This is a genomic window from Teichococcus globiformis, from assembly GCF_042646265.1.
Classification (GTDB): domain Bacteria; phylum Pseudomonadota; class Alphaproteobacteria; order Acetobacterales; family Acetobacteraceae; genus Pseudoroseomonas; species Pseudoroseomonas globiformis.
Map to the genome: position 1 here is coordinate 50627 of NZ_JBHRTN010000003.1, position 26787 is coordinate 77413.

A 26787-nucleotide genomic window follows, 5' to 3' on the forward strand; every position below is an offset into this window, starting at 1 on the left:
GGGGTTCACGGCGTTCATGAACCACCGGCCGCCGTGATGCCAGAACTCAAAGCCGGCCGGGCAGGAAGGTCCGGCCACGGCCCGCGTGCTTGGCCGCGTAGAGTGCAGCATCGGCGGCCTGGATCAGGGTTTCCGCCTCGATCTCGGACTGGCCGCCCGTGACCCCGGCGATGCCGGCGCTGAAGCTCACGGTGAAGCTGGCATGCTCCGCTTCGAAAGGCAGCGCCGTGAAGCGGTCACGCACCTGGTCGATGGCGGCACGCGCCGCCTCGGCCTGGGTGCCGAGCAGCAGCACGGCGAATTCCTCGCCGCCGTAGCGGCCGATCACGTCGGTACGACGCAGCCGCTTCTGCAGGGCACGTGCCAGCGAGCGGATCACCCGATCGCCCATGAGGTGCCCGTAGCGGTCATTGACCTGCTTGAAATGGTCGATGTCGAGCAGGGCGAGGCTCATCGTGCCGCCATCGCGGCGGCAACGCTCCAGCTCCAGGGCCAGCCGCTCCTTGAACCGGCCGTGGTTGAGCAGGCCGGTCAGGCTATCGCTTTCCATGATGGCCCGCAGCGCCCGTGCACGCTCGGCTCGCAGCCGCACCACTGTTGCCAGACGGCTGAGATCCACCGGCTTGGCGATGAAGTCGTCGCCACCGAGCCGCCTTGCCTGGATTTGACGGGCCGCATCCTGCTCCGCCGAGAGAAACAGCAGCGGCAGGGAAAGATGGCGACGGGCCTGGCGGATGATCTGCGCCAGTTCGATCCCGTCGATCCCGGGCATCTGCAGATCCATCAGCACGAGGTCGGGCGCAGCCGAGGCGATCGCCTCCAGGGTGCGGGACGGTTCGGTAACAACGGTCACCTCCATCCCGGCCTGGCGCAGTGCCATGGCGTAAGCCTCGGCCAGCACCGTGTCGTCGTCGACCACCAGGATCGAGAGCAGGGCATCGCGCCGGTGATTGGCGAACTGGTCCAGCCAGTCGGCCAACTCGTTGGTTTCCAGCGGCTTCGGCACCACGGCCTCCACCCCGGCGCGGGCAGCGGCCAGCCTAGCCTCAAAGCCATTCGCCTCGGCCAGAAGAATCATCGGGCACCGTCCGGCCAGCAGGCGGCAGGCTTCCAGCGCGCCGGGCAGGGCGCCATCCACCACCGCGGCGGCGAGGCGTTGCCCGGGTGGAGGTGGCTTGTCAGCCCGCAGCACGGGATAGCCAAGATTGGCAACCAGCGAGGCCAGGGCGGGCTGTGCGTCAGCTTCCGCGCAAACCAGAACCGGCTCCGCGGGCTCGCCAACGCCGACCGACTGGGGCTCGGCTTTCGGCAGGGGATCGGCGCCGGCTTCCCAGGCATTGATTACCGCGGTGACCAGCTTGTGCGCTTGGTTGACCCGCTCGGCATCCGGCATCTCGCTGCTGGCGAGCCCCGCCAGAACCAGCTCCAAAGGGGCTGCGGCGTCGGACAGGGCCGCAAAGCCGAAAGTCCCGCCGGCCCCGGCCAGCCGATGCGCCACCCCGGCCAGCTCGCCGACGGCCGCGCGCGTGCCTTCGTCCCAGGGTCGCAGTGTCAGGGTCTTCCATGCGGTCGAGAGGTCGTTCACCCGCTCGCCCATCCGGCGCACGGCGTCGGCACGCATCCGGGCCAGGGCGTCGCGGGCCTCCGCCTCCAAAGCAACCGAATCCATCATTCCGCGGCCTCCTGTCGGCCGGCCCAGATCTCCCGGACCCTGGTGGAAAGGGTCATGGGGTCGAACGGTTTGGAGATCACGTCCAGGCTGCCCAGGTCCCGGTACCGCTGAACCTCCTGCGGCTGCACCTTGGCGGTCATGAAGATCGCCGGCACAGCCTCCATCCCCGGCAGGGCGCGGAGACGGCCGAAAGTCGTGGGTCCGTCCATCCCTGGCATCATCACGTCCAGCAAAAGCAGCTGCGGCGCAAATCCCATGGCCTTGCCCAGCGCCTCCTCGCCCGAGGCGCAGGCCTCCACGGCGAAGCCGCCCACAGCCTTCAGCGCGAAGCCCGCCAGGGTACGGATGTCGTGGTCATCCTCGACATAAAGGATGCGGCTGAGCGTCTCGCTCATGCGGCAGGCTCCGTGCGGCGCGGGGTGTTCTCGGGGCTGGTGCCAGCCAGCGGCCCTGCCTCGATCAATTGTCGGATCGTGTCGTGCAGGGTGTTGTTCTCCGTGCGGCTCTTGACCAGGGCGGCGGCAACGCTGCCGGCGGTGTGGGCGCCCGTGTCGGTGGCTGAGAAGATGAGCACGGGTGGCTGAGGCGAAAGGCCCTGAATGTCCGGCAGCAGATCAAGTCCGCTGCCATCCGGCAGGCCCACATCGATGATAACGAGGCGCAGCGTTCCCGGTTCAGCCAGAGCCATGCGTGCCTCGGCCAGGCTGCGCGCCGGCAGCATCTCGGCCGCGTCGCCCATGACGGCTGAAACGACGCGGCGGATGTCGTCGTCATCCTCGACATGCAGGATGCGGGAGGGGCCTTCGGCGCGGTGCAGCGCCTGGGTCAGCGCCGCGCGCAACCGGGCCTGGTCAATTGGCTTTTCCAGCCAATCCACCACCCCCACCGCGTCTCCGTTCAGGCTCAGGCGCCCTTCATCGGCGACGGCGGAAACCACCACCACGGGCAGGGCATGGCCGTCCGGCCGCAGGCGCAGGCGACGGAACAGCGAGATCCCGTCCTCATCCGGCAGCATCAGATCGAGGGTCAGGGCGTCGAAGCTGCCATGGTCAAGGGCAGCGAAGGCGGCCTCCGCTGTGGCGGCGATGTGTCCGTCCCAGCCATGCTGGTCCAGCATCATCTGCAGCAGCCGGGCCACGTCGGCATCGTCCTCGATGATCAGCACGCGACGGCGTCGGCCCGGCTCGGTGGCGCGCAGCACCGGACGCTCCACCAGGCGCGGCAGGGCGAACCAGAAGCGCGTGCCGCCGCCCGGCGCGTCCTCGAAGCCGATCTGGCCGGCATGGTGCTCCACAATGGCGCGGCTGATGGAGAGGCCAAGGCCGGTACCGCCCTTCTGCCGCACATCGGATGAATCCGCCTGGGCGAAACGCTGGAAGATGCGGGACCGGAAGACCTCGGGGATACCGTTGCCATGGTCGCGAACGTGGAAGGTGGCGTTGCCTGCATCGACCGAGAGGCCAACCTCCACCGTGCCGCCATGCGGCGAGAACTTCGCCGCGTTGGACAGCAGGTTGGCCAGCACCTGCTGGATGCGCTGCACATCGGCATAGACCGCGGCGTCACGCCCCGGCTCAATGGCGAAGCGGACCTCGAACTGGCTGCCATAGGCCCGGTTGGCCGCCACGGCCTGCTCCAGCATCTGCCGCGCCGAGACGCGCTCACGATGAAACTCAAGCCGCCCGCTCTCGATCTTCTCGATGTCGAGGATGTCGTTGACCAGCAGCACCAGCCGCTCGGAATTCTTGTGCGCGATGTCGAGGAGTTCACGCGCCTGCTCGGGCAGGGTGCCGGCCACGCCGCCGGCAACAAGGCCGAGGGAGGCGCGGATGGAGGTGAGCGGCGTGCGCAGCTCGTGGCTCACGGTGGAAACAAACTCGTTCTTCATCTCGTCCAGCCGGCGGCGCTCCGTGATGTCGCGCAGCACGCAGACGCAGCCCTGCTCGCCATCCTGGTCGTAGCGGCCCATGGACAGCTCGGCCGGAAAGCTGGAGCCATCCGCGCGGCGGGCCTCGACCTCGCCCTGCCGGCGGCCAAAGGCGGGAATCAACGCCTGCACGGGCTGGCCGAGCAGGGCATGAAGGGGTTGGCGGAATTGCTGGGCGGCGGCCTCGTTCGCGATCTGGATGCGTTCGGCCCGGTCCACCAGCAGAATGGTATCGCTCGCATGGTCGAGAATGGACTGCAGTCGGGTGCGGCTTTCGCTGAGCGTCAGCTTGTCCGCCTCGGCCGCCCGGCGCGAGGCTTCCAGCGAGGCGTAGCGGGCCAGTGTGCTGCGCCGCTGCCGGTGCAGGGCCCAGAGGGCTGCGGCGGTGGAAACCAGCGCCACGCCGAAGAGCACGGCCATGATGCCGCGGGCCTGGTTGGCCCGTGCGGAATAGGCTCGGTTGCCAGCGGCAAGCCGTGAACGCTCGCTTTCCACCAGGCGATCGGCGACCGCCAGCACGGCCTGACGCTCCGCCCCCGCCTCGCGGATCATCATGGTGATGTCGGGACCATCCTCCCCACGCGAGGCGAAGCGCATCGTGGCGTCGAGCCGGTTCAGCATGGCCGAGGTGCGCGCATCGAGCCTCGCGACCAGCGCCGACTGGTCGGGCCGATCCTGCACACGCCCATGCAACACTGCCACCCGATCAGTGATGCGGCGACGCGAATCGAAGAAGGACCGCCGGAAGGGGCCGGGATCGCCGAACAGCACCTGGTTGCGCGCCGCCACCGCCTCGTACAGCGTGCCACGAAGGTCGAGCAGCATCTCCACCATTTCCTGGCTGGCGGAAACACGCTCCCGCTGTGTCTGCGCGTCGTCGAGCACGCGCAGCGCCAGGGCACCGCCGCCGAGGTAGAGGCCAAGCACGAGCCCGGCCGCACCCAGCGTCACAAAAGCTGATCGGAAAGGGCGATCGGTTGTTTCGCCGGCAGCACGCGGCCACCAGCGGGCGGGAACAACGCCCGGCGATCTGACCATCGTTCTGAAGGCCCCTTGCGGCGGTTGAATCCGAAGAGGGCAATACGCCCTGGACGCGGAAGCGACCAAAGGCAATTCACACTGTCGCGAGTTGCATTGCAACCACGATGATTAACCCAGGGTCGTTTCGTGAAACGCGGCGGTAACCTGTGCACGCAGGAAGCGGATGCCGGCTCGCTATCTTTAGCGCGCCGCCGCACGGGTTGGGCGGCCGCGCAGGGGCGGCTGCTCGGCCAATTCCAGTGGAGCGCTGCCGAAGCGTGGGAATTCGCCTTGCGCCAGCGCGTCGAGGCTAGGCGACGGGAGGCCCAGGCGGCTTGCGTAGATCCATGAATAGGTCAGCACACGCTGCACGAAGCCCCGGGTCTCACCCACCGGGATCGATTCGATGAACAGGAAGGGGTCGTCCTGGTGGCGGACATTGGGGGCCCACCGACCGACGTTGCCTGGTCCGTTGTTGTATGCGGCGAGCAGGCGGATCAGATCGCCATCGACAACCTCCCGCGCCGTCAGGTGGTGCAGATAACGCTGTGCCAGTTCCAGGGAGAAGCCCGGGTCGTGCAGGCGCCGGATACCCGCACCGTTCAGGCTGGGATCGCCGACGATGTAGGCTGCGGTGGCAGGCATGATCTGCATCAGGCCGCGTGCCCCGGCAGGAGAAACCGCCTTGGGATCGAAGCGCGACTCCTGCAGTGCCAGCCCATAGAGCAAGGCAGGATCGACGCGGAAGCCGCTCATGGGCTCCAGATGGGGCAGGGGATAACGGTCGAAGTCACGCGGGCGGCCATCGGCGCTCTGCACCAGTCCTGCCACCTGCGAGGCGAGGTCGGTCAGCCCGGCCTGGCTGGCCACGGCCAGCACCGCGCGGAGCAGCGCAGGGTTTCCCTTGGCAATCGGCCACAGCCGGCGAAGTTCCTGCTCTGCGCGCTCTCGCTCGCCGATCTGGAGCAGGGCCAGGGCACGCCAACCGGCGGCGGTTTCCGCCAGGGCGGCACTTTCCGCAGCACCGGCCACGTCGCGTTCCCACGCGAAGCCCGGACTGAGGCCGAGCACCCGACGGGCGATCATCCCGTAGAAGGAGCGCGGCTCCTGCGCCGCCTGCAGCATCCACGGAACATAAAGCTGCGGCCGACGGGTACGGATCGCGGCGCGGGCCGTCCAGAAGGCCGCGGCTGCGCGCAGGGCTGGAGCAGCATTCTCGGCGCGGGCTGCGGCTTCGAACTGCGTCAGGGCCCGGTCCTGCCAACCCATGCCCCAGGCCGCGAGTCCGGCCACATAGGCGGGGTGCGCCAGGGTAGGATTGCGCTTCGCCACATCGGCAGCGATGCGATAGGCCTCCTCGTCACGGCCCTGATGGAACGCGGTCTGCGCCACCTCGGTCCGCGAAACGGCATCGCGGCTCGCGGAGGCCGGGGCCCGGTCTTCCGGGGCCATATCAATATCCGCCGGCAGCGAATCGTCGGTTGGCACGGGCGGCTGCGGAACGTTGCGCGGCAAGCGCTGGCTCAGCATGGCGTGAATGGCCCCCGCATCCGGGAGGTCCGAGTGGCGGGTCAGCCAGTCATGCAGTTCCGGCGTGGAAGGCGGTGTCGGCGCCCGGCGCCAACGATCCGCCTGCACATGTCCGATCAAGCGACGATCGTCCAGGCGCCTCGCTTCGACCTCGGCTGCGTCGAAGTCCCCTTGCCGTTGCAATGCGAAGATGCGGGAAAGGCGTGCGGCGTCCGAAGCCGCGAGGGGCTGCGGCAAGCCCGCGATGCCATGCCGTGACGGCCGGGGCACGCTCATGGCTTCCTCGATCAAGGCGCCAGATTGCGCCGTGACCGGTCGCATGGCGGCCCGCTCAAGGGGGACGGTCTCTCCAGCCCGTTGCGCCATGGCCGGGACCTGAACCCCGAGGCACAGCGACGCCGCCCATCCCAGGCACAAGGCAAGGGCGGGTGGACGAAGGGCCACGGTGCAGATCGCTCTCATGGCAGTGATGGCGTTACCGGCACAGCCGAAGCAGGGCAATGTCGATGAGTGAGACGAATCTCAAAATTCAGGACAGCTGAGCAGCATTTCAGCTTCTTGGCGCCTCAGGTTGCATCACGAGTTCGTTATTCCGCAATGGTTGAGATCGCTTCGCCGTCTAGGGTGCGCCGCAGCAGAAGCAGATCGGCCCAGGAGTCGCGCTTGGCTGCAGGATTGCGCAGCAGATAGGCCGGATGCCAGCTCGGCAGGGCCGGCGGCGGTTCAAGCCCACCCAGCTCCAGCCCTGCCACGCTGTGCCAGCGGCCCCGCAACCGTGTGATGCCTTCCTTGCGTCCCAGCAGCGCCTTGGCCGAAACGCCGCCCAGCAGCACCACGTGGCGTGGCCGGACGATTGCGATGTGGCGAAGCACCAGAGGCAGGAACAGGTTCACCTCCGCATCGGTCGGGTTGCGGTTGCCAGGCGGGCGCCAGGGCAGGATGTTGGTGATGTAGAAGGCGCGCGAGGGATCATCCTGCCCCCGCTCCAGCCCGATGCTGGCGAGCATGCGGTCCAACAGCTGTCCCGACGGCCCGACAAAGGGACGGCCGAGTCTGTCCTCCTCCGCTCCGGGGGCTTCGCCCACCAGCATCAGCGGCGCCGCCGGGTTGCCGTCGGCAAAGACCAGGTTGGTGGCGGTGTCCCGCAACGGCGTGTCCACCTGCCGGATTGCCTCACGCAGCTCGTCGAGCGAGGCCGCGCCGGCGGCCAGGGTCGCCGCGTCGCGTGCCGCAGGCGGCAGCGGCAGGGCCGGCGCGGCGCGGCGCGGCGCCGGGCGGCGGCTGGATGGTTCCTGCCGAGGTGAAGCCGATGCCTCACCGCCCGGCTCGGCCACGGGCCGCGACACGGTGGCGAGGCGGTCCAGGGGCAGCTCCGCCAGGGCCTCGTCAGCGCCCCATTCGAGCTGCAGCCGGAGCGCGGCGAGCAGCGTTTGGGCAGGATTGGGATCGGCGTGCGGAAGGCTCATGGCAGCCCAAGGTATCGGCGCCCGGGAGGGTTCCGTGCAAGCGCCGATCCGGGTAAGGCCGAAGGGCGGGAATGACGTCGCCGAATGGCGTGGCGGCAGGAGACAGGGAGAAACACGGCGTGACCGAACGCGAGAGCATGGAATTCGATGTGCTGATCGTCGGCGCGGGTCCTTCGGGGCTGGCGGCGGCGATCCGGCTGAAGCAGCTCTCGCCGGAGGCTTCGGTCTGCGTGGTGGAGAAGGGGTCGGAAGTTGGCGCGCACATCCTGTCCGGCGCGGTGATCGAGCCCCGGGCGCTGGACGAGTTGCTGCCCGATTGGCGCGAGGACCCGCCGGAGCTGGCCACGCCAGCGGGCGATGACAGCTTCCTGTTCCTGACGGAGACCAGGGCCTTCAAGCTGCCCACCCCGCCGCAGATGCACAATCACGGCAATTACGTGGTGTCACTCGGCAATGTTTGCCGCTGGCTCGGTGCCAAGGCAGAGGCGCTGGGGGTGGAGATCTATCCCGGCTTTGCCGCTTCTGAGACCTTGGTCGAGGGCGGCGTGGTCAAGGGCGTTGTGGCCGGCGTGATGGGCATCAACCGCGAAGGTGAGCAGGGCGCGAACTACCAGGCTGGCATGGAGCTGCGCGCCCGCTACACCCTGTTCGGCGAGGGTTGCCGCGGCTCGCTGACCAAGAAGCTGGAAGCGCTGTACGGCCTGCGGGAGGGGGTGCAGCCACAGACCTATGCACTCGGCATCAAGGAGCTGTGGGAGATCCCGAAGGAACGGCACACGCCTGGTCGTGTGGTGCACAGCGTTGGCTGGCCACTGCCCACCGACACCTATGGTGGTGCCTGGATCTACATGCTGGGCGAGAACCTGGTGTCGATCGGCTTCGTGGTCGGGCTGGACTACCCTAACACCTGGCTTTCCCCGTTCGAGGAGATGCAGCGCTTCAAGACCCATCCAGAGATCCGCAAGATCCTGGAGGGCGGCAAGCGCATCGCCTACGGCGCCCGGGCGCTGAACGAGGGCGGGCTGCAATCGGTGCCGCGACTGGCTTTCCCGGGCGGCGCCCTGATCGGCGACACGGCGGGCTTCCTGAATGTGCCCAAGATCAAGGGCACTCACACCTCCATGAAATCGGGCATGCTGGCGGCCGAAGCCGCCGCCGCCGCGCTGGCGCAGGACGCGCCGCCGCCGGTACTGACCGCCTACCCGGAGGCGCTGCGGGCGAGCTGGGTGTGGGAGGAGCTGCAGAACTGCCGCAACATCCGCCCCGGCTTCGCCAAGTGGGGACTGTGGGGCGGCATGCTGAACGGCGCGATCGACACCTACATCTTCCGCGGCAAGGCACCCTGGACGATGTCACACCACGCCGACCACAAGGCGACGAAATCCGCCGCCAACAGCCGGCGCATCCCCTACCCCAAGCCGGACGGGAAGCTGACCTTTGACCGGCTGTCCTCGGTGTTCCTGTCGAATACCAACCATGAGGAGGACCAGCCGGCGCATCTGGTGCTGAAGGACCCTTCGCGCTGGAAGGGCGTCAACTGGGATGTCTACCGCTCGCCAGAGAGCCGGTACTGCCCGGCCGGAGTGTATGAGGCGGTGGGGGTCGAGGAAGGCGAACCCCGCCTGGTGATCAACGCGCAGAACTGCGTCCACTGCAAGAGCTGCGACATCAAGGACCCGGAACAGAACATCGACTGGCGCACGCCCGAAGGCGCGGGCGGCCCGAACTACATCGGCGGGATGTGAGACGGGCGGTGGGTGGCCGCGGCACCGAAGCGTTTCCCGCAAGCGCGAAAAGGCTCTAGGCTCGTCGCCATGGCCATGCTCGTCCACCCCTGCCGCTCCGCCCTGCTTGCCGCCGCCCTGCTCGCCGGATGTGCCGCCGGCGGCAATCCTGGCGGCGTGGCCGGGAACGGCGTCACCGCCGGCCCGGCCCCCCGTGCCACGGCGTCCGGCGCGTATCTGGCTGGTCGCTTCGCTTCCGCTGAAACCGATACCAAGGGTGCCGCGGACCAGATGCTGGAAGCGCTGCGCCTCGCCCCCAACGAGCCCGAGATCCTGACCCGCGCCTTTCTGGCTGCCGTGATGGACGGACGGGCGGAGGCGGTGCAGCTGGCCCGTCGCCTGCCGCAGAGCGAACTGGCCAACATCCTGCTGGCCGGGGCTGATGGCATGGCGGGTCGGTGGGAGCGGGCTGAGGGGCGTCTGCGCAACATGCCGCGCACCGGTGCGGCGCAGGTGCTGCAGCCGCTGCTGCTGGCCTGGGCGCAGGCTGGCCGCGGCCAGACCGATGCGGCGCTGGCCACGCTGCGGCCACAGGTGGAGGGAAGCCGGCTGCGCGGCCTGGCGGCGCTGCATTCGGCGATGATCGCCGATCTGGGTAGCCGTCCGCAGGAGGCCGAGCGTCTGGCACGGCTGGCGCTGGCGGAAACGCCCGAGGCCAATCTGCGCATGCTGCAGGTGCTGGCCGGCATCCTGAACCGCGCGGGCAAGCCGGAGGAAGCTGCCAAGCTGATCGACGCCATCGCGCTCAGCGGCGATGATATGGCGTTGCTGAACACTCCTCGCACCCGGGATGCCCTGCTGCGCGGTCGCGCCGTGGCGTCGGCGGTGGAGGGCATGGCCGAGGCCGAGCTCGCCTTGGCGGGCGCCTTGCGCGGGCAAGGGGCGCCGGAGCTGACGCTGGTGCTGGCGCGACTCTCGCTGCGGCTGCGGCCCGACTTCACCCCCGCGCTGATGATCGCCGCCGATTCGCTGAACGATGAGCGGCATCCGGAAAGCGCCCTCGCCATGCTGCGGCGGGTGCCGGATGACGATCCCTTCGCCCCCGTGGTGGCGTTGCGCCGTGCCACTCTGCTGGACCGCATGGACCGGCCGGACGAGGCCATCGCGCTGTTGCGCACCCTCTCGCGCGAACGGCCTGAGGCGTTGCAGCCGCCTGCCCGGCTGGGCGATCTGCTGCGCGGCCGGCAACGCTTCCCCGAGGCGGCGCAAGCCTACACCGAAGCATTGTCGCGCATCGGCGAGCCCTTGCCGCAATACTGGCCGCTCTTCTATGCGCGCGGGATCTCCCTCGAACGCAGCGGCCGTTGGCCGGAAGCGGAGGCGGATTTCCACCGCGCCCTGCAGCTCTCGCCCGAGCAGCCCTATGTGCTGAACTACCTGGGTTACAGCTGGGTGGAGAAGGGCCTGAACCTGCCCGAGGCACGGCGCATGCTGGAGCGTGCCATGGAGCTTCGGCCACAGGACGGCAACATCGCCGACAGTCTGGGTTGGGCGCTGTTCAAGATGAACGACCTGCCGGATGCGATCCGCTGGCTGGAGCGCGCGGTGGAACTGGAGTCGCGGAACAGCGTCATCAATGATCATCTCGGCGATGCCTACTGGGCCGCAGGGCGCCGGCGTGAGGCCGAGTTCCAATGGCGCCGCGCCCTGGCCCTCGATCCGGAGCCGGAGGAAGCGCCCCGCATCTCGGCCAAGCTGCGAGAGCGGCAGGCCAACCCCTCCGCAACGCCGTAGCGCCTGCCATGGACATGATGGAGCCCGCGCCGGCCAAGGTGAATTTGCACCTCCATGTCACCGGTCGCCGGAGCGATGGCTATCACGAGCTGGATAGTCTTGCGGTGTTCGCCGGCGCCTCGGACCAACTGCTTTATCGTCCGGCGGCAGAGCTGATCCTGGAGATCCAAGGTCCCGAAGCCGCGGCGCTGTTCACGGAACGCGACAATCTGGTGCTGCGCGCCGGTCGACTGTTGGCCGACGCGGCCGGAGTGCCCGGGCGTGGCGCGCTGGTGCTGAAGAAAGCCTTGCCGGTGGCCTCGGGGATTGGCGGCGGCTCGGCCGATGCCGCGGCCGCCCTGCGCCTGCTGGACCGGGCCTGGGGGTTAGGCTGGATGGCATCGGCGGAGGGCCGGGCCCGGATGATGGCGCTGGCGGCCCGGCTGGGCGCCGATGTGCCGGTTTGTCTGGCCGGACGGCCGGCGCTTATGCAAGGCATCGGCGAGACCCTGCTCCCTGCGCCCGACCTGCCCCCAGGCGGCATGGTGCTAGCTAATCCCCGCCAGCCCTTGGCCACCCCTGCCGTGTTTCGCGCCCGCGAGCCCGGCTTCTCGGCCCCGGCGGAACTGCCGACGGGCTGGCATGACATGCCTTCCATGGCGGCAACCCTGGCGACCCTGCACAATGACCTGGAGCCAGCGGCAGTTGCGCTCTGCCCGGCGGTGGCGAATGTTCTGGTGGCGCTGCGTGCCTTGCCGGGCTGCCTGCTGGCACGAATGAGCGGCTCCGGTGCCACCTGCTTCGCCCTGTTCGCCGATGGGCAAGAGGCGGCACGGGCGGCGCTGCAACTGCCTGCTGCCTGGTGGAGATGGGGAGGGGGCTTTACGGCGGGGGGTGGCTCGCACTATTCACCCCTCGCAAGCCGCGCTGGGGCGTAGCCAAGCGGTAAGGCAGCGGTTTTTGGTACCGCCATTCCCAGGTTCGAATCCTGGCGCCCCAACCACCCCACCCACCGTGCAGCGCACCCCGACCGATTGCAGGACCGACGGTTCGCCAGGAAGGGTGGCATGCCTGCCGAAGCCTCTGCCGGGTCGGAGGAAATCGCCAGCATTGCATTTTGCCATCGCAATGATGCAAGGTTTCCCGGCCCAATCTGACGGCGCCAAGGACCGCGGGGGGCTGGGGATGGACGTCATGGACAAGCAAGACGCACCGGCCAGCGGCCGCCGCGCGGTGCTGGGTGCCGCGGCCTCGTTGCCGCTTCTGGCTGGGATGGGCCTCGATCCGGCCATGGCGGCCGAGATGGGCCGCTCCGAGCGGCGGCTCCGTGCGGCCTTCTCGAATGCTGGCCTGCAGGCCACTTGGTGCGCGCAGGGCAAGGCCGCCGCAGAGTACTGGGGAAAGCTCTTCAATGTGGACGTTACCTGGTTTGATGGCGAGCTGAACGCTACGCGCCAGCGCGGTGCCATCGACAACATGGCGTCCCAGCGCTGGGATTTCGTGGCCATTCAGGCCTTCGGCATCGGCACGCTGACGGCGCCCGTGCGGCGCATGATCGATGCGGGGATCCCGGTCATCGACATGGACACGCTGATCGCGCCATTGGACCAGCTCAACATCCACAGCTTTCTCGCGCCGGACAACGAGTTCATGGGCGCTTCCGTCACGGAAGCGTTGATGCAGGCCATCGGTGGCGAGGGCACGGTCATCATGACCCAGGGGGCGCTCGGTCACACCGGTGCGCAGGGCCGCGCGCGCGGTTTCGACTCCGTGGTCAAGCGCTACCCCAAGGTAGAGGTGCTGGACACCACCCCAGGCGATTGGGATGTGACCAAGGTGGCGCGCATCTGGGACACCCACCTCACCAAATACCCCAAGATCAGCGCCGCCTACTTCCACAACGACGACATGGCTTTGGCTGCCTACAACGTGATGCGCGCCAAGGGCCGCACGGACATCAAGATCGGCGGGTGCGATGCCATGCCGCCGGCCCTGGCCGCGGTGATGGATGGCCGCATGCACGCGACCGTGCGCAATCCCTCCTGCCGCATCCATGGTGGCGCCATCATGGCCGGGGTTGCGGCGGCGATGACGGGCGAGAAGACCGGCGCCGAGGGCATCCCGAAGCACGTCATCACCGATGGGCCGGTGGTGACCAAGGCCAACGCGGCCGGCATGGCCTGGATGCAGAGGCACTTCCTGATCTGACGGGGGCCTGGCATGGCTGCCTCCGGGCCGGTTCTGGAACTGCGCGCCGTTTCCAAGCGCTTCGCCGGCGTGACGGCGCTGGATAGCGTGGATTTCGCCCTGGAAGCGGGCGAGATCCATGGGCTGGTGGGCGAGAACGGCGCCGGCAAGAGCACGCTGATGAAAATCATCGCCGGCGTGCATTCAGAATATGACGGGGAGATGCGGCTGGGCGGGAAGCCGGTGCGGTTCCGCTCGCCACGCGATGCACGCGATGCCGGCATTGGCATGGTGCATCAGGAACTGTCCATCGTGCCGGCCCTGTCGGTGGCGGAGAACGTCGCGCTCGGCATGCAGCCGCTGAACCGGGCCGGCATCGTTTCCTGGCGCCGCATGCGCGATCAGGCGCGGGCGCAACTCCAGGCCCTTGGGCTGACGCTCGACCCGGACATGCCGGCCGGCGGGCTGCCGATCGGCATGCAGCAGATGGTGGAGCTGGCGCGCACGCTGCTGTCCGGCGCACGCATCATCATCCTGGATGAGCCGACCTCCGCGCTGTCGCCGCCGGAGGTGGAGCGTCTCTTCGGACTGCTGGAACGGCTGCGGGAAGCAGGACACAGCATCGTCTTCATTTCGCATTTCCTGGACGACGTGTTGCGGATTTCGGATGCAGTGACCGTGTTCCGCAATGGACGGCGCGTGGGCGCAGCGCCGGTTCAGGGCCTCGGTAAGTCCTGGCTGATCGAGCGCATGATCGGCGGCGGGCACGAGAAGCTGGAGGAAAGCTACACGCGCGACATGATGCTGCCGCCGCAGCCCCGGGCACCGGTGGTGCTGCGGGCGAGGGGGCTCGGGGTTACCGGACTGTTCGGGGAGGTCTCGCTGCAACTGCATGCCGGCGAGGTGCTCGGCATCTACGGCTTCATGGGATCGGGGCAGCTGGAGCTGGCGCGCGCCTTGTCCGGCCGGCTGCCGCTGGACCAGGGTGAGGTGGCGGTGGATGGCAACGTGGCGCGGCTGCGCGGCGGCACATCAGCGGCGAAGAAGGCAGGCATTGCCTATGTGCCGGAAAGCCGGCGGGCCATGCTGTTTGCGCAGGAGCCGGTTTACCGCAACATCAGCATTTCCATCCTGGAGCGAATTGGTCGCGTGCTGCTTTCGCCCGGCGCGGAGCGCCGCATTGCCGAGGGGCATGAGCGCAAGCTCGGCGTGCGGCCCTTCAATGTGGACCTTCCGGTCGGTCAGCTTTCCGGCGGCAACCAGCAGAAGGTGGCGCTGGCGCGGTGGTTGACGCACCTGCCGCGCGTGCTGCTGCTGAGCGAGCCGACACGCGGCATGGACGTGGGCGCCAAGGATGATGTGGTGCGCATCGTCCGCGCACTGCGCGAGGAGGGGATCGGCATCGTGGTGGTGTCGTCCGAGCCCGAGACGGTGCTGTCGCTCGCCGACCGCATCCTGGTCATGCGCCGTGGCGTGCTGACACGCGAATTCGCCGGCGAGCCCGTCAGCAAGGACCGCCTTCTGGCGGCGGCATAAAGGAACAGCGATGTCGACGCATGTCACAGACCCCGCGCCGCTGCGCCCGTCCCTCTGGCTGCGGCTGGGCGGGCAGCTCCGAAATCTGGCACCCTTTGTGACGCTGATCTCGCTGATCCTGTTGTTCAGCGCCCTCAGCCCTTCTTTCGCCACCTGGGGCAACCTGACCAACATCCTGCAGCAGGTGGCCATCACGGCCATCATCGCAGTGGGGCTCACCTTTGTCATCCTTTGCGCCGAGATCGATCTCAGCGTCGCCAGTGTGGCGAATGCCACGGGCATCCTCCTGGCCTTCCTCACGCTGCAGGATGCGAGCGTCAACATCGCCAACCTCCCCTTACCCGGGCCGCTGGCCGTATTGCTTGCTCTGGCGGGCTGCCTGGCGCTGGGAGCGGTCACGGCCTTCGGCGTCACCTGGATCGGCATTCCATCCTTTATCATGACGCTGGCCATGCTGCAGATCGGCAACGGCATCGGTGCCATGCTGGTGCGCGGGCAAATCGCCTATTCGGTGCCGGACATCGTCGTCACGCTGGGCAGCGGCTCCGTTGGCGGGGTGCCCTGGATCGTGGTGGTAGCCTGCATCGTGCTGCTGGTCGGCCATCTGGTGCTGACCTACACGCGGTTTGGGCGGTATGTGTACATGGTGGGCGGCAACCGCGAGGCAGCCGAGAATGCCGGCGTCAATGTCAAGGCCATCATCGCGGCGGTGATGATGATCGCCGCCTTCTGCTCCGGCCTCGGTGGCATGCTGGGCGTCGCCTATTTCGGCAGCGCCCAGCAAAACCAGTTCGACAACTACCTGCTGGATGCCATCTCCGCCGTTGTGGTGGGCGGCACCAGCCTGTTCGGCGGGCAGGGGGGCATCGGCAAGACGATGATCGGCCTGCTGGTGCTGGGCGTGCTGAACAACGGGCTGGACCACATCCGCATGGACAGCTTCCTGAAGATCCTGATCCGTGGGCTGGTGCTGCTGCTGGCACTGGTGATCAACGTTTATGCGCAGCGGCTGCAGGCACGCAGCCGTTCCGTTTCCTGACCTACAGGATCATGGGGTTCTGCGAGCCATCCATGGTGACCGTCACGCCGGTGATGTAGCTGGCGCGGGCCGAAGCGAGGAACAGCACGGCCTCGGCGATTTCCTCCGGCTGTGCCATGCGGCCCATCGGGATGCGCGACACTGCCCGCTGCCGCAGCGCCTCGATGTCCTGGTTGGTCATGCGCGCCTCCGCCTTCAACCCTTCCAGCAGCCGGCCCGTCTCGGTGGGGCCGGGGCTGACGCCGAGGACGCGCAGGCCACGCGCGGCATAGGCATTGGCCAGCCCGGCCGTCGCCAGCATCAGCGCCGCGTTGGCCGAACCGCCGGGGATGTGGATCGGCGAGGCGGTTCGGCCGCCGGCACCGATGACGTTGACGACCACGCCCCGGCCGCGCTCCGCCATGCGCTTCACGGCCGGGTCCAGCATGTTGATGGTGGTGAAGTATTTGGCATCCATCGCGGCACGCCAGGCCGCTGGGGTCAGCTCGGCAGGCGGCGTGCGCTTGGCCGCCCCGGCCGAGTTCACCAGGATGTCGAGCGGTCCGACCTGCTCTTCCGCCTGATCCAACGCTGCCTCGGCGGCCAGGGCGTCGGTGAGGTCAGCCTCCAGCGTAACCACGCCGGGCAGCGAGGCCGCGGCCTCAGAAAGCCCCGCCGCGTCGCGCGCGCAGATGGCGACCTTGGCGCCTTCCCGCAGAAAGGCGGCGGCACAGGCCAGGCCGATGCCCTTCGATCCGCCCGTGACGAGCACGCACTTGCCGCCGAGTTCCAAATCCATGGACGTTCTTCCCTCAACGCGGACCGCTGCCCGCTTCAGTAGCTTCTTGGCATGCCGAGCACATGCTCGCCCAGATAAGACAGGATCAGGTTGGTGCTGATCGGTGCCACCTGATACAGCCGTGTTTCGCGGAACTTGCGCTCGATGTCGTATTCCTCGGCGAAGCCGAAACCGCCATGGGTCTGGATGCAGGCCTCGCCCGCTGCCCAGCTGGCCTCGGCCGCCAGCATCTTGCCCATATTCGCTTCCTCGCCCGGGCGTTCGCCGGCATCGAAGCGCGCCAGACCCTTCTGCACGATGGCCTCGGCGGCCCGCATCTGCGCATAGGCACGGGCGATCGGGAACTGCACGCCCTGGTTCTGCCCGATGGGGCGTCCGAACAGCACGCGCTCCTTGGCGTAGTTCACCGCCTTCTCGATGAACCACTTGGCATCGCCGATGCATTCGGCGGCGATCAGCAGCCGCTCGGCGTTCATGCCGTCCAGGATATAGCGGAAGCCGCGGCCCTCCTCGCCGACCAGGTTTTCGGCCGGCACCTCCATGTTGTCGAAGAACACCTCGCAGGAATTGTGGTTCATCATGGTGCGGATGGGGCGGATCGAGAGGCCCTTGTCCAGCACCGTGCGCATGTCGACAATGAAGGTAGAAAGCCCCTCGGTCTTCTTCGCCACCTGATCGCGCGGCGTAGTGCGCGCCAGCAGCAGCATCAGGTCGGAATGCTCCGCCCGGCTCGTCCAGATCTTCTGGCCGTTGACGATGTACTTGTCGCCCTCGCGCCGGGCTGTGGTGCGTAGCGCGGTGGTGTCGGTGCCGCTGGTGGGCTCGGTGACGCCGAAGGCCTGGAGGCGCAGCTCGCCCGACGCGATCTTCGGCAGGTATTCCTGCTTCTGCCTGTCGCTGCCATGCCGCAGGATGGTGCCCATGATGTACATCTGCGCGTGGCAGGCAGCGCCGTTGCAGCCCTGGCGCTGCACTTCCTCCAGAATGGCGGCCGCGGCGGAAAGTGGCAGGCCGGCGCCGCCATATTCCTCGGGGATCAGTGCCGCCAGGTAGCCCGCTTCAGTCAGGGCCTGGACAAACTCGGTGGGGTAGGCGCGCGTCTCGTCCAGTTTGCGCCAATATTCACCGGGAAAGCGGGCGCAGAGCTTGGCGATCTCGGCGCGGATTTCGGCATGGGGGTCGTTCGCGTCGTTCAGGTCCACGATGCTCTCCGGTTCAGGCGGCGGCGCGGGAAAGGGGGCGGGCGTGCCGGAGCAGATCCTCCAACCCCGGCAATTGGTCGAGCCGCAGGATGGCGTCGGCCAACGCATCGGATCGCTCGGCCAGCGAAGGCCGCGCCAGGCTGCCGAACTTACCGCGCAGCTCGGCTTCGGACAGGAAGTTGGAGGGCTCGCCTTTCGGCACGATCACCTTGCGCACATGGCTCCCGCCGCGCGCCCTCAGGGTTAGCTTGCCGGACATGTTGGCCGGGAACTCGGCCTCGATCTCAGGGTCGTTCTCCACCGCGATGCGGGGCAGCAGTGCGCGGACCGCCGGGTCCTGCAGCAGCCCGTAGCTGTCCCAACCCATCTGCCCGGTGGCCAGCGCCACGGCGATCACGAAGGGACCGCTGAACTGCGCGTCGACGATGTTGCGCGGGTCCGCCTTGCGCGCTGCCGGCTCGCCCACCAGCAGCATGCCGGCGCGGGAGACGCCGAGCGTCGCACTCTCGATATCCTCAGGCTTCAGGTCCAGCTCCGCGCGCAGCGCGATGGCGGCATCGATGCCGGCATGGCCCCAGCGGCAGGAGGGATAAGGCTTTACCCCAACCGCCATGAGTTCGTACACGCGTCCCAGATCCTGCACCGCACGCTCGGGGTTCGGCTCGGGTGCGTAGGCGCGCAGGAAGCCGTGCTTGCCTTCCAGCGGCTCGGCGGCGCCCTTGAAGCCTTCCTTCGCGAGTTGCGCGGCCGCCAGCCCCGCCATGCCGGACCAGCCGACCTGAAAGCGCTTGGTCCAGGCCCCATTGGCGAGGAATTGCAGACTGCCGGCCGACTGGCTCAGTGCGATACCGAGGGCCGAGGCGGTGGCCGCCGCGTCCAGCCCGAACACCCGCGCCGCCGCCGCCGCCGCGCCAAAGGCGCCGCAGGTGGCCGAGGGGTGGAAGCCGCGGTCGTAGTGCGCGCCGGCCGGCAGGGCGAGGGCAAGGCGCAGCGCCACCTCGTAGCCCGCCACGATGCCCGCCAGCACGGTGCTGCCTGAGGCGCCCGCCATCTGCCCGGCCGCCAGCGCGGCCGGGATCACCGGCGCGCCGGGATGCACCACCGCCACGGCATGGGTGTCGTCGAAATCCAGCGAATGGGCCAGCGTCGCGTTCAGCAGCGCGGCGCCGGCGGGCGCGTAGCCCTGTGCGTCACCCAGCACCGTGGCGTTGCCATGGCCGAGGCCAAGCGCTTCCACGCCGCGCAGCATCGCGGGTGTACTTTCCGCCTCGAAGCGCGCGCGCAGGATGTTGCCTGCCAGATCCAGCGTCAGCAGCTTGGTGCGCTGCACGACCTCCGATGGAAGATCCTCGATGCGCAATCCTGCGGCGAAAGTCGAGATCTGTTCGGTGATGTTCATGGCGTTGTCCTTCAGCCGAATTCGGCGCGCAGCGCCGCACTGTGCTCGCCGATGGCCGGAACCGGCCCCAGCTCTGGCGCGCTTCCATCCACCAGCGCCGGCGGCGCCACGATCGACGCAATGCCGCCCGGTGTCTGCACGGCCACGCGCCGCAGGGCCGGATGCGTGGGCAGATCAGCCAACTCGTTGACGAAGCCGTAGGCGGTGCGGGAGTCCTGCAGCCGCGCCGCCGCCGCGTCGCGCGTCATGCCCGCGAAGATGGCGGCCACCAGCGCATCGACCTCCGTCCGGTTTGCCACACGCTCATTGTTGCTGCGGTATCCTTCCCGCTGCGGCAGCATCGCGTCGCCAAGCACCACAGTGCAGAAATTCTGCCATTCCCGCTCGTTCTGGATGGAAATCAGCACCAGCGCGCCGTCCTGCGTGGCGAAGGCGCCGTATGGGCAGATGCTGGGATGCGCGAGGCCCACACGCTGCGGTGCCTTGCCCGTGCCTTCGTAGTAGAGCAGTGGCACGTTCATCCAGTCCGCCATGCCGTCAAAGAGCGAGACGGCGAGGTGCCGCCCCTGGCCACTGATGCCGCGGGCGATCAGCGCTTCCAGCACCGCCGCATGCGCCGCCATGCCGCAGGCGATGTCGCAGACGGAGACGCCGACCCGCCCTGGCCCTGCCGGATGACCTGTGATGTTGGCAAGCCCGGATTCCGCCTGCACCAGCAGGTCGTAGGCCTTCATCTCGGCATAGGCATGGCCCTCGCCATAGCCGCTGATGTCGACCGTGATGAGGCGCGGATTGCGGGCGCGCAGCGCTTCGGCCCCGAAGCCCGCACGTGCGGCGGCGCCGGGGGCGAGGTTCTGGATGAACACGTCTGCGCGGTCCAGCATGCGGTGCAGCAGCGCCGCATCATCGGGGCTCTTGATATCGGCGACCAAGCTTTGCTTGCCGCGATTGAGCCAGACGAAGTAGCTCGACAGGCCGTGCACGGCCGCATCGTAGCCGCGGGCGAAGTCGCCTTCTGGCCGCTCGATCTTGACGACGCGGGCACCGGCATCGGCCAGCCGCCCGCTGCAATAGGGGGCGGCGACAGCCTGCTCCAGCGTCACCACCAGCAGGCCCTCCAGCGGGCGGCGCGCGCTCACTGCTTTTCCACCCCGGCGTCACGCGCCAGCTTCTCCCAGCGCGGCACCTCGGCCTGCATCAGGCGGCGCAACGGCTCCCGCCCGCGCTCGGCACGGGGCGGGATCAGCACGGCGTATTCGGTGAACTGCTTGCTCAGGGCCTCGTCGTCCAGCGCGGCCGAGAAGGCTTCGGCGAGTTTCGCCAGGATCGGTTCCGGCGTGCCTTTGGGCGCGTAGGCGCCATTCCAGACGGCGATGGAGAAATCCGGGATGCCGGCCTCGGCGGCGGTGGGCACGTCCGGCAGTTGTGGCAGGCGCTGCGGCATGGCGACGGCGAGGGCCTGAATGGTGCCGCCGCGCGCCTGCGGGATCACCGTCACCGCCTGGTCGACAATGGCGTCCGTCACCCCATTCATGGTGTCCTGCAGGGCAGGCGCGGCGCCGCGATAGGGCACCATCGTGGATCTGGCGCTGATCACCCGGTCGAACAACAGCCCGCCCAGAAAGGAAACGGAGCCGGTACCGGCATTGGCCAGGGTCAGCTGGCCCGGATTTTTTGCCACCCAGTCACGCAGCTCGGCCACGGTCTTGGCCAGCCCGGGTCGGGCGGCGGCGATCATGGGGTTGGTGCCGACGGAGCAGAGCGGCTCGAAATCCGTCAGCGGGTTGTAGGGCAGGGACTTGTAGAAGGCCGGGTTGGCTGCGTGCGTGCCCATGTGACCGAGCCCGATCGTGTAGCCGTCGGGCCGCGCACGGGACAGCTTCTCGGTGCCGACAATGCCGCCGGCACCGCCCAGGTTCTCCACCGGCACGCTCTGGCCCAGGCTGACGGCGAGCCGTTGAGCCAGCAGCCGCGCCATCACATCAGTAGGGCCACCTGCCGCGAAGGGCACGGACAATGTGATGGGCCGTGAGGGCCAGGATTGCGCCAGCGCCGGCCGCGCCAGTGGCACCAAAGGCAGTGGACCCAGGGGCAGCGCGGCTGCCCCCAGCAGAGTTCTGCGCTTCATGCTTGCTCCTCCCCGTTCGCGTCTTGCCGTGCCGGCCTCAGCCAAGCCGTGCCTCGCCGCGCATCGCCAGCCGGCCCGTGTCATTGGTGGCCCAGAGAGCGATACGCCCCTCAGCATCCGGTGGCGTGGCGTTGAGGTGCATCGCCGCCCCATCAAAGAGCGGCGACACGGCGCGGAAGGAGAACGCCGCGATACGGCCCTCGGGTTGCTGCCGCCGCACCAGGTCGAGCAGCAGCGTCGCCGTCAGCGGGCCGTGCACGATCAGCCCGGGATAGCCCTCGATCGTTGTGACGTAGTCGCGGTCGTAATGGATGCGGTGGCCGTTGAAGGTGAGGGCGGAGTAGCGGAACAGCAGCACGGCATCCGGCACCAGGCTGCGATGCCATTCCCCGCGCGGTGCCTCGGGGGCGGGCTTCACCGCCGCGCCCTCGGTGCCGCGATAGACGATGTCATGCTCCTCGGTCAGCAGGGTGGGGCCGCCTGCCGCCGCACCGATCTCGTGCCGTAGCGTGACGAAGACGAGCGGGCCTGAGGCCCCTTCGCGCCGCTCGATCGCCTTGATCACGGAGCGGCGTCGCAGTGCCTCTCCAGCCCGCAGCGGAGCGTGGAACTGAAGCCGCCCGCCGGCCCACATGCGGCGCGGAAGGTCGTGCACCGGTGGGAGGAAGCCGCCCCGAGCCGGATGCCCATCCGGCCCCAGCCCCGATTGCGGCGTATCGGAAAGGAACAGCAGCCAATGCGCCAGGGGGGGAGCCGCATCGCCAGGGCGGGCGGGGGTGCCGGAACGGTCGAGAACGGCGGCGAAGCGGTCCAGCAATCCGGGTGCGATGCTGTCCTCCTGCTCGGTGCTGCGCCCGATCCACGCCGCCAGATCCTGCGGCGCGTCCGTGTTCCCCGCCATGCGCATCCTCCTGTTTTCCCGCCTAGCCGTGACACGAGGCGGGATGCCGGGCTAGTCGTCTTCTCCGAAGCCGCGTTTCGGCTGTGCCGAAAGCTCCGGGAAAACCGCCATGGCCTATGACCTGACCGATCTGCGCCTGCTGGTGATGGTGGCCGAGCAGGGCGGCATTGCCGCCGCCGCACGGGCGGCAAACCTATCTGTTTCCGCCCTGTCGGAGCGGATCAAGGCACTGGAAAGCTGGACAGGCACCAGATTGCTGCTGCGTGGCGCGCGGGGCTCCCAGCCCACGGCGGCAGGGCTGGAACTGGCGGCACATGCCCGGGCGGTGCTGAGCGGTGCCGCCCGGCTCGAGGCGGCGGTGGCTGGCTGGCGCGGCGGTGAAGCCGGGGAAGTGCGATTGCTGGTGAACTCCTCGGCACTGGTCAGCGTGCTGCCTGACCTGCTGGCACGCTTTCTGGCGCGGCATCCGGCGGCGGCGGTGGACCTGCGGGAAGCATTGTCGGACGAGGTGGCGCGGGCGCTGCGGCATGGCGAGGCCGATCTCGGCATCGCCGCCGGCACGGCCGACCTGGCGGGCCTGGCCACCCGCAGCTTCCGGGAGGAGAGGCTGGTGTTGCTGGTGCCCGCCGCGCATCCCTTTGCCGCCCGCCGCCGCATGGCCTTTGCCGAAGCCGTGGATGAGGCCTTCATCAGCCTTGATGACGGTGCCGCGATTCACCTCTTCCTGGTGGATCAGGCGGCTCGGCTCGGCCGGGTGTTTCGCCCGCGCATCCGGCTTCGCTCCTTTGACGGAGTAGGGCGGATGGTGGCGGCAGGGGGCGGCATCGCCATGGTGCCCGCGGGCACGGTCACCCGGGCCATGCGCGATGCGGGGGCCCGGGCGGTTCCTCTCGCCGATGCCTGGGCGCGGCGGCAGATGGTGGTCTGCTGGCCCCAGGAGCGGCCACTATCTCCTCTTGCGGAGCGGCTGGTGGCGGCCCTGGCCGAGGCGCGGGAGGAAGGACGCCGCCGTCGCCCTCGCCAGCCCGGCTGACCTCCCCGCCTGCTTCAGCCTGGCCCAGGGTGTGACGCTGGCCTTGGCGGTTTCCCCCTGCGCCGCGTGCGCCACACGATCTTAAGGATGGAGAAAGCCGGAGAGCGGAAGAAAAGCGCGGTGCGGTTCAGTCCATGCAGGGGTCACCGATGAAGAGCGACAATGATGGCTCCGCCAAGCCGGGCCTGTGCCTGGCGGGTCGCCGCCGCGCGGGGCCGCATGGACCTGTGCCGCCGGAAGGGCCGCAGCGGTGAGCGACGCCGTGCATCCCTTTTCCCGAGAAGCCCTGCTGCCGGAACTGGGGAAGGTGCTGGCGGTCGCGATGCTTTCGCCGGATGGCCGCATTCTGAGGGCCAACAGCAGGTTTGCCGCCATCTTCGGCTGCGCGCCCATGGCGTTGTCCGGCCGCCGGCACCGCGACGTGCTCGGTGCCCAGGAGATGTGGCACGACGCGTATGAAGCCCTCTGGTCCGCCGTTCGGCGCGGAGAGAGCGGCGAGATCACGCTGCCTGCCCAGCGGCAGGATGGCACCGCGATCTGGCTCCGCGCCCTGCTGCAACCACGGATGGGCGATGCGGGCGAATTGCTCGAAGTGCTGGAGGTCGCCGAGGATGTGACGGCGGAGCGCCATCGCATGGCCGAGGCGCAGGGTCAGATCGAGGCCATCGGCAGGTTCCACGCCGTGGCGCATTTCAGCCTGGATGGGCACTTGCTGGAGGCGAATGACCGCTTCCTGGACATCATGGGCTATGACAGGGAGGAGGCTGTCGGCCAGGATCACGGCATTTTCCTGCTGCCCGAGGACCAGGATCGGGAAGCGTCCCGCTTGTTCTGGTCCGAGTTGCGGCAGGGACGGAACCAGACGGCCGAGTGCCGCCGGATGGCCAAGGACGGACGGGAGGTCTGGCTGCATGCCAGCTACAATCCGATTCAGGGGCCGGATGGAAAGCTCGCCAAGATTGTCGCCTACGCCACCGACATCACCGCCGAAAAGCTTCGCCAGACCGACTTCCAGTGGCAGATCGCCGCGATCCACAAATCTCACGCCGTGATCACCTTCGGCATGGACGGCATCATCCTGGATGCCAACCGGGCTTTCCTCGATGCCGTGGGCTACGAGCTGGAGGAGATCCGTGGCCGGCACCACCGGCTCTTTGTTGAACCGTCCTATGCGCATGGGGCCGAGTACGCGTCCTTCTGGCGGTCCCTCGCCCGGGGGCAGCACCAGGCCGGCCAGTACCGCCGGCTTGCGCATGATGGCACGGAGATCTGGCTTCAGGCCACCTACAACCCGGTCTTCGATTCCGCGGGCCGGCCGGTCAAGGTGGTGAAGTATGCGACGGTCGTCACCGAGGAGACGCTGCGTCAGGCGGAGCACCAGGGACAGATCGCCGCCCTGCACAAGGCGCTTTGCGTTGTGTCCTTCTCACTGGATGGCACCATCCTCGACGCCAACGACGTGTTCCTGGATGCCACCGGCTACCGTTTGTCGGAGCTGCGCGGGCGTAATCACAGCATCTTCATGGCCCCTGGTCAGGCGCAGGAGAAGGTCTATGCCGAGTTCTGGGCGGCGCTCGCGCGGGGCGAGCACAAGGCGGCCGAGTTCAAGCGCCTGACCCGGGATGGCCGCGAGATCTGGCTGCAGGCCACCTATAATCCCATCCTTGATCTCAACGGACGGCCGTTCCGCGTGGTCAAGTACGCGACGGATGTCACGGCCACCAAGCTGCGCAACGTCGAGAATGAAGGGCAGATCACAGCCATCAACAAGGCCCAGGGCGTGATCGCGTTCTCCATGGACGGCATGATCCTGGAGGCCAACGAGAACTTCCTGAGCATGGTCGGCTATGAGCGGGAGGACCTGGTCGGGCGGCACCACCGGATCATGATGGAGGCAGGCCAATCGGAAACCGCGGAGTATGCCGCCTTCTGGAACACCCTGCGGGCCGGGCGGTTCCATTCCGGCCTCTACAAGCGCATCGGCAAGGATGGCCGCGAAGTTTGGATACAGGCCAGCTACAACCCTATCCTCGACCTGAACGGGCAACCCAGCAAGATCATCAAGTTCGCCAGCGACGTGACCTCCAACGTCGCGCTGGCGGAAGCGTTCGAGGACGCCAAGCGGCAGGCGCAGCATGACGCCGCCACCTCGCTGCCGAACAGGGTGCGGCTGAACGGCTTCATGTCCGCGGCGCTCGCGCATCCGGATGCGCGGCTGGCGGTGCTGTACCTCGATTTGGACAAGTTCAAGCCGATCAACGACACCTATGGCCATCTGGTCGGGGACCGCGTCCTGGGCGAGGTGGCCGACCGGCTGCGGCGTTGCCTGAGCCATGACCAGATCGCCGCGCGCATCGGCGGCGACGAGTTCGTCATCGCCGCACCAAGCCTCGCCGACGAACAGGTGGAGGCCCTGTGCCAGAAGCTGATCGACGTGGTGACTGCGCCGATCGCGCACGAGGGCGACGAACTGCGCGTGGGCGTCTCCATCGGTGTCGCACTTTCCCCCGCCGACGGCACCGCGCCGGACGAGTTGCTACGTTGCGCCGATGCCGCGCTGTACCGCTCCAAGCAGAACGGCCGGGGCACTTTCAGCTTCTATGCCAGCACGCTGAACGACAAGCTGCTGGCCTATCGCGGCCTGGTGGAGGACATGCGGCGCGGCCTGGCGACGGGCGAGTTCTACCTGGAATACCAGCCGCGCTTCGATACGAGGGGACGCAGCATCCGCAGCGTGGAGGCTCTGGTGCGTTGGCGGCATCCCGAACGCGGCCGCATCAGCCCGGCCGATTTCATCCCTGCCGCCGAGCGCAGCGGCCTCATCATGCCGCTCGGCGAATGGGTGCTGCGGACCGCCTGCCGGTCCGCCGCCGGCTGGCAGGATATCGGCGTCTCCGTCAACGTTTCGCCAGTGCAGTTCCACAACAGCGACGTCGTCGAGCTGGTGAAGCGGGTGATTGCGGATACCGGCTTCGATGCGCGCAAGCTGGAGCTGGAGGTGACGGAGGGCGTGTTGCTAGAGGATGCCGAGAAGGCGCGCAACGCGCTGCGTGGTCTGAAGGCACTCGGCGTGAAGCTGGCCATGGATGATTTCGGCACCGGCTACTCCTCGCTCAGTTCGCTGCGGACCTTTCCCTTCGACGTCATCAAGATCGATCGCCAGTTCATCAACGACATGGAGGACCGCGATGGCGGGCGCGAGGTGGTGCAGGCGATCCTGGGCCTCGGCAAGGCGCTCGGCCTGTCGGTGACAGCCGAAGGGGTGGAGACGGTGCGGCAGCTCACCATGCTGACCGCCGACAACTGCGTCGAGGTGCAGGGCTACCTGCTGGCGCATCCCATGCCTGCCGAGCGGATCAGTGGCCTGCTGCGGCGGGACGCGGCGGTGGAGGAGTTCGGCATCGCTGCGGAGGACTGAGCGGCAAGTTGCTGCGCAGGCGGTTCGTCACATTTCCGCCGCTGGCTTCCCCGG

The 26787-nt window shown here is 68.4% G+C and carries 19 protein-coding genes and 1 tRNA gene; 9 read left to right on the forward strand and 11 right to left on the reverse strand.

Features of this window, described 5'->3' with window-relative positions:
* Nucleotides 1-46: 46 nt before the first annotated feature.
* From ACFOD4_RS01075 to ACFOD4_RS01095, 5 genes are all read right to left on the reverse strand, one after another.
* Nucleotides 47-1672 (reverse strand): GGDEF domain-containing response regulator, encoded by a 1626-nt coding sequence (locus tag ACFOD4_RS01075; RefSeq protein WP_379592713.1) that lies wholly within the window; start codon nt 1670-1672, stop codon nt 47-49.
* Nucleotides 1669-2067: a response regulator gene (locus tag ACFOD4_RS01080; RefSeq protein ID WP_379592715.1), complete on the reverse strand. Its 399-nt coding sequence runs from the start codon at nt 2065-2067 to the stop codon at nt 1669-1671. Before ACFOD4_RS01080 ends, ACFOD4_RS01075 begins: the two co-directional genes overlap by 4 nt.
* Nucleotides 2064-4550 carry an ATP-binding response regulator gene (locus ACFOD4_RS01085; protein ID WP_379592717.1) on the reverse strand — a complete coding sequence of 829 codons (2487 nt, stop codon included), beginning with the start codon at nt 4548-4550 and terminating at the stop codon, nt 2064-2066. The genes ACFOD4_RS01080 and ACFOD4_RS01085 overlap by 4 nt, the downstream gene beginning before the upstream one ends.
* 270 nt (nt 4551-4820) lie before the next feature.
* Nucleotides 4821-6470, reverse strand: a complete 1650-nt coding sequence (locus ACFOD4_RS01090; protein ID WP_379592719.1) for a lytic transglycosylase domain-containing protein — start codon at nt 6468-6470, stop codon at nt 4821-4823.
* A gap of 266 nt (nt 6471-6736) precedes the next feature.
* Nucleotides 6737-7615: a uracil-DNA glycosylase gene (locus ACFOD4_RS01095; protein ID WP_379592721.1), complete on the reverse strand. Its 879-nt coding sequence runs from the start codon at nt 7613-7615 to the stop codon at nt 6737-6739.
* A gap of 137 nt (nt 7616-7752) precedes the next feature.
* Here ACFOD4_RS01095 and ACFOD4_RS01100 point away from each other — a divergent pair, with 137 nt between their 5' ends.
* From ACFOD4_RS01100 to ACFOD4_RS01130, 7 genes are all read left to right on the forward strand, one after another.
* Nucleotides 7753-9360, forward strand: coding sequence for an electron transfer flavoprotein-ubiquinone oxidoreductase (locus tag ACFOD4_RS01100; protein WP_379592997.1), 1608 nt, complete (start codon nt 7753-7755; stop codon nt 9358-9360).
* A 69-nt stretch (nt 9361-9429) separates the two neighbouring features.
* Entirely contained in the window at nt 9430-11133 is a 1704-nt protein-coding gene (locus tag ACFOD4_RS01105) for a tetratricopeptide repeat protein (RefSeq protein ID WP_379592723.1), read from the forward strand.
* A gap of 8 nt (nt 11134-11141) precedes the next feature.
* Nucleotides 11142-12050, forward strand: a complete 909-nt coding sequence (locus ACFOD4_RS01110; RefSeq protein WP_379592725.1) for a 4-(cytidine 5'-diphospho)-2-C-methyl-D-erythritol kinase — start codon at nt 11142-11144, stop codon at nt 12048-12050.
* A tRNA-Gln gene (locus ACFOD4_RS01115) sits at nt 12041-12115 on the forward strand. The genes ACFOD4_RS01110 and ACFOD4_RS01115 overlap by 10 nt, the downstream gene beginning before the upstream one ends.
* A 191-nt stretch (nt 12116-12306) precedes the next feature.
* A complete protein-coding gene (locus ACFOD4_RS01120; RefSeq protein ID WP_379592727.1) occupies nt 12307-13320 on the forward strand; it encodes a sugar ABC transporter substrate-binding protein in 1014 nt (337 codons plus the stop codon).
* A gap of 12 nt (nt 13321-13332) precedes the next feature.
* Nucleotides 13333-14835 (forward strand): sugar ABC transporter ATP-binding protein, encoded by a 1503-nt coding sequence (locus tag ACFOD4_RS01125; RefSeq protein ID WP_379592729.1) that lies wholly within the window; start codon nt 13333-13335, stop codon nt 14833-14835.
* A gap of 10 nt (nt 14836-14845) precedes the next feature.
* The gene (locus ACFOD4_RS01130) at nt 14846-15874 is read left to right on the forward strand and encodes an ABC transporter permease (RefSeq protein ID WP_379592731.1); all 1029 of its coding nucleotides are present in this window, start codon (nt 14846-14848) and stop codon (nt 15872-15874) included.
* A gap of 1 nt (nt 15875) precedes the next feature.
* Here the strand turns inward: ACFOD4_RS01130 and ACFOD4_RS01135 are convergent, their stop codons facing one another.
* From ACFOD4_RS01135 to ACFOD4_RS01160, 6 genes are read right to left on the reverse strand one after another with little or no spacing between them, the layout of a single operon-like run.
* Complete coding sequence (locus ACFOD4_RS01135; RefSeq protein WP_379592733.1) at nt 15876-16652, reverse strand: SDR family oxidoreductase; 777 nt, start codon at nt 16650-16652, stop codon at nt 15876-15878.
* A 35-nt stretch (nt 16653-16687) separates the two neighbouring features.
* Nucleotides 16688-17854 carry an acyl-CoA dehydrogenase family protein gene (locus tag ACFOD4_RS01140; protein WP_379592735.1) on the reverse strand — a complete coding sequence of 389 codons (1167 nt, stop codon included), beginning with the start codon at nt 17852-17854 and terminating at the stop codon, nt 16688-16690.
* Between the two features lie 13 nt (nt 17855-17867).
* Complete coding sequence (locus ACFOD4_RS01145) at nt 17868-19253, reverse strand: MmgE/PrpD family protein (RefSeq protein WP_379592737.1); 1386 nt, start codon at nt 19251-19253, stop codon at nt 17868-17870.
* 11 nt (nt 19254-19264) lie between these two features.
* Nucleotides 19265-20392 (reverse strand): CaiB/BaiF CoA transferase family protein, encoded by a 1128-nt coding sequence (locus tag ACFOD4_RS01150; protein WP_379592739.1) that lies wholly within the window; start codon nt 20390-20392, stop codon nt 19265-19267.
* Entirely contained in the window at nt 20389-21381 is a 993-nt protein-coding gene (locus ACFOD4_RS01155; protein WP_379592741.1) for a tripartite tricarboxylate transporter substrate-binding protein, read from the reverse strand. Before ACFOD4_RS01155 ends, ACFOD4_RS01150 begins: the two co-directional genes overlap by 4 nt.
* 37 nt (nt 21382-21418) lie before the next feature.
* On the reverse strand, nt 21419-22282 hold the full coding sequence (locus ACFOD4_RS01160; RefSeq protein WP_379592743.1) for an FAS1-like dehydratase domain-containing protein: 864 nt from the start codon (nt 22280-22282) through the stop codon (nt 21419-21421).
* 109 nt (nt 22283-22391) lie between these two features.
* Between ACFOD4_RS01160 and ACFOD4_RS01165 the strand changes: the two genes are divergently transcribed.
* Together ACFOD4_RS01165 and ACFOD4_RS01170 are read left to right on the forward strand one after the other, a co-directional pair.
* Nucleotides 22392-23315, forward strand: coding sequence for a LysR substrate-binding domain-containing protein (locus ACFOD4_RS01165; protein ID WP_379592745.1), 924 nt, complete (start codon nt 22392-22394; stop codon nt 23313-23315).
* Between the two features lie 250 nt (nt 23316-23565).
* On the forward strand, nt 23566-26733 hold the full coding sequence (locus ACFOD4_RS01170; RefSeq protein ID WP_379592747.1) for a sensor domain-containing protein: 3168 nt from the start codon (nt 23566-23568) through the stop codon (nt 26731-26733).
* Nucleotides 26734-26787 lie beyond the last annotated feature (54 nt).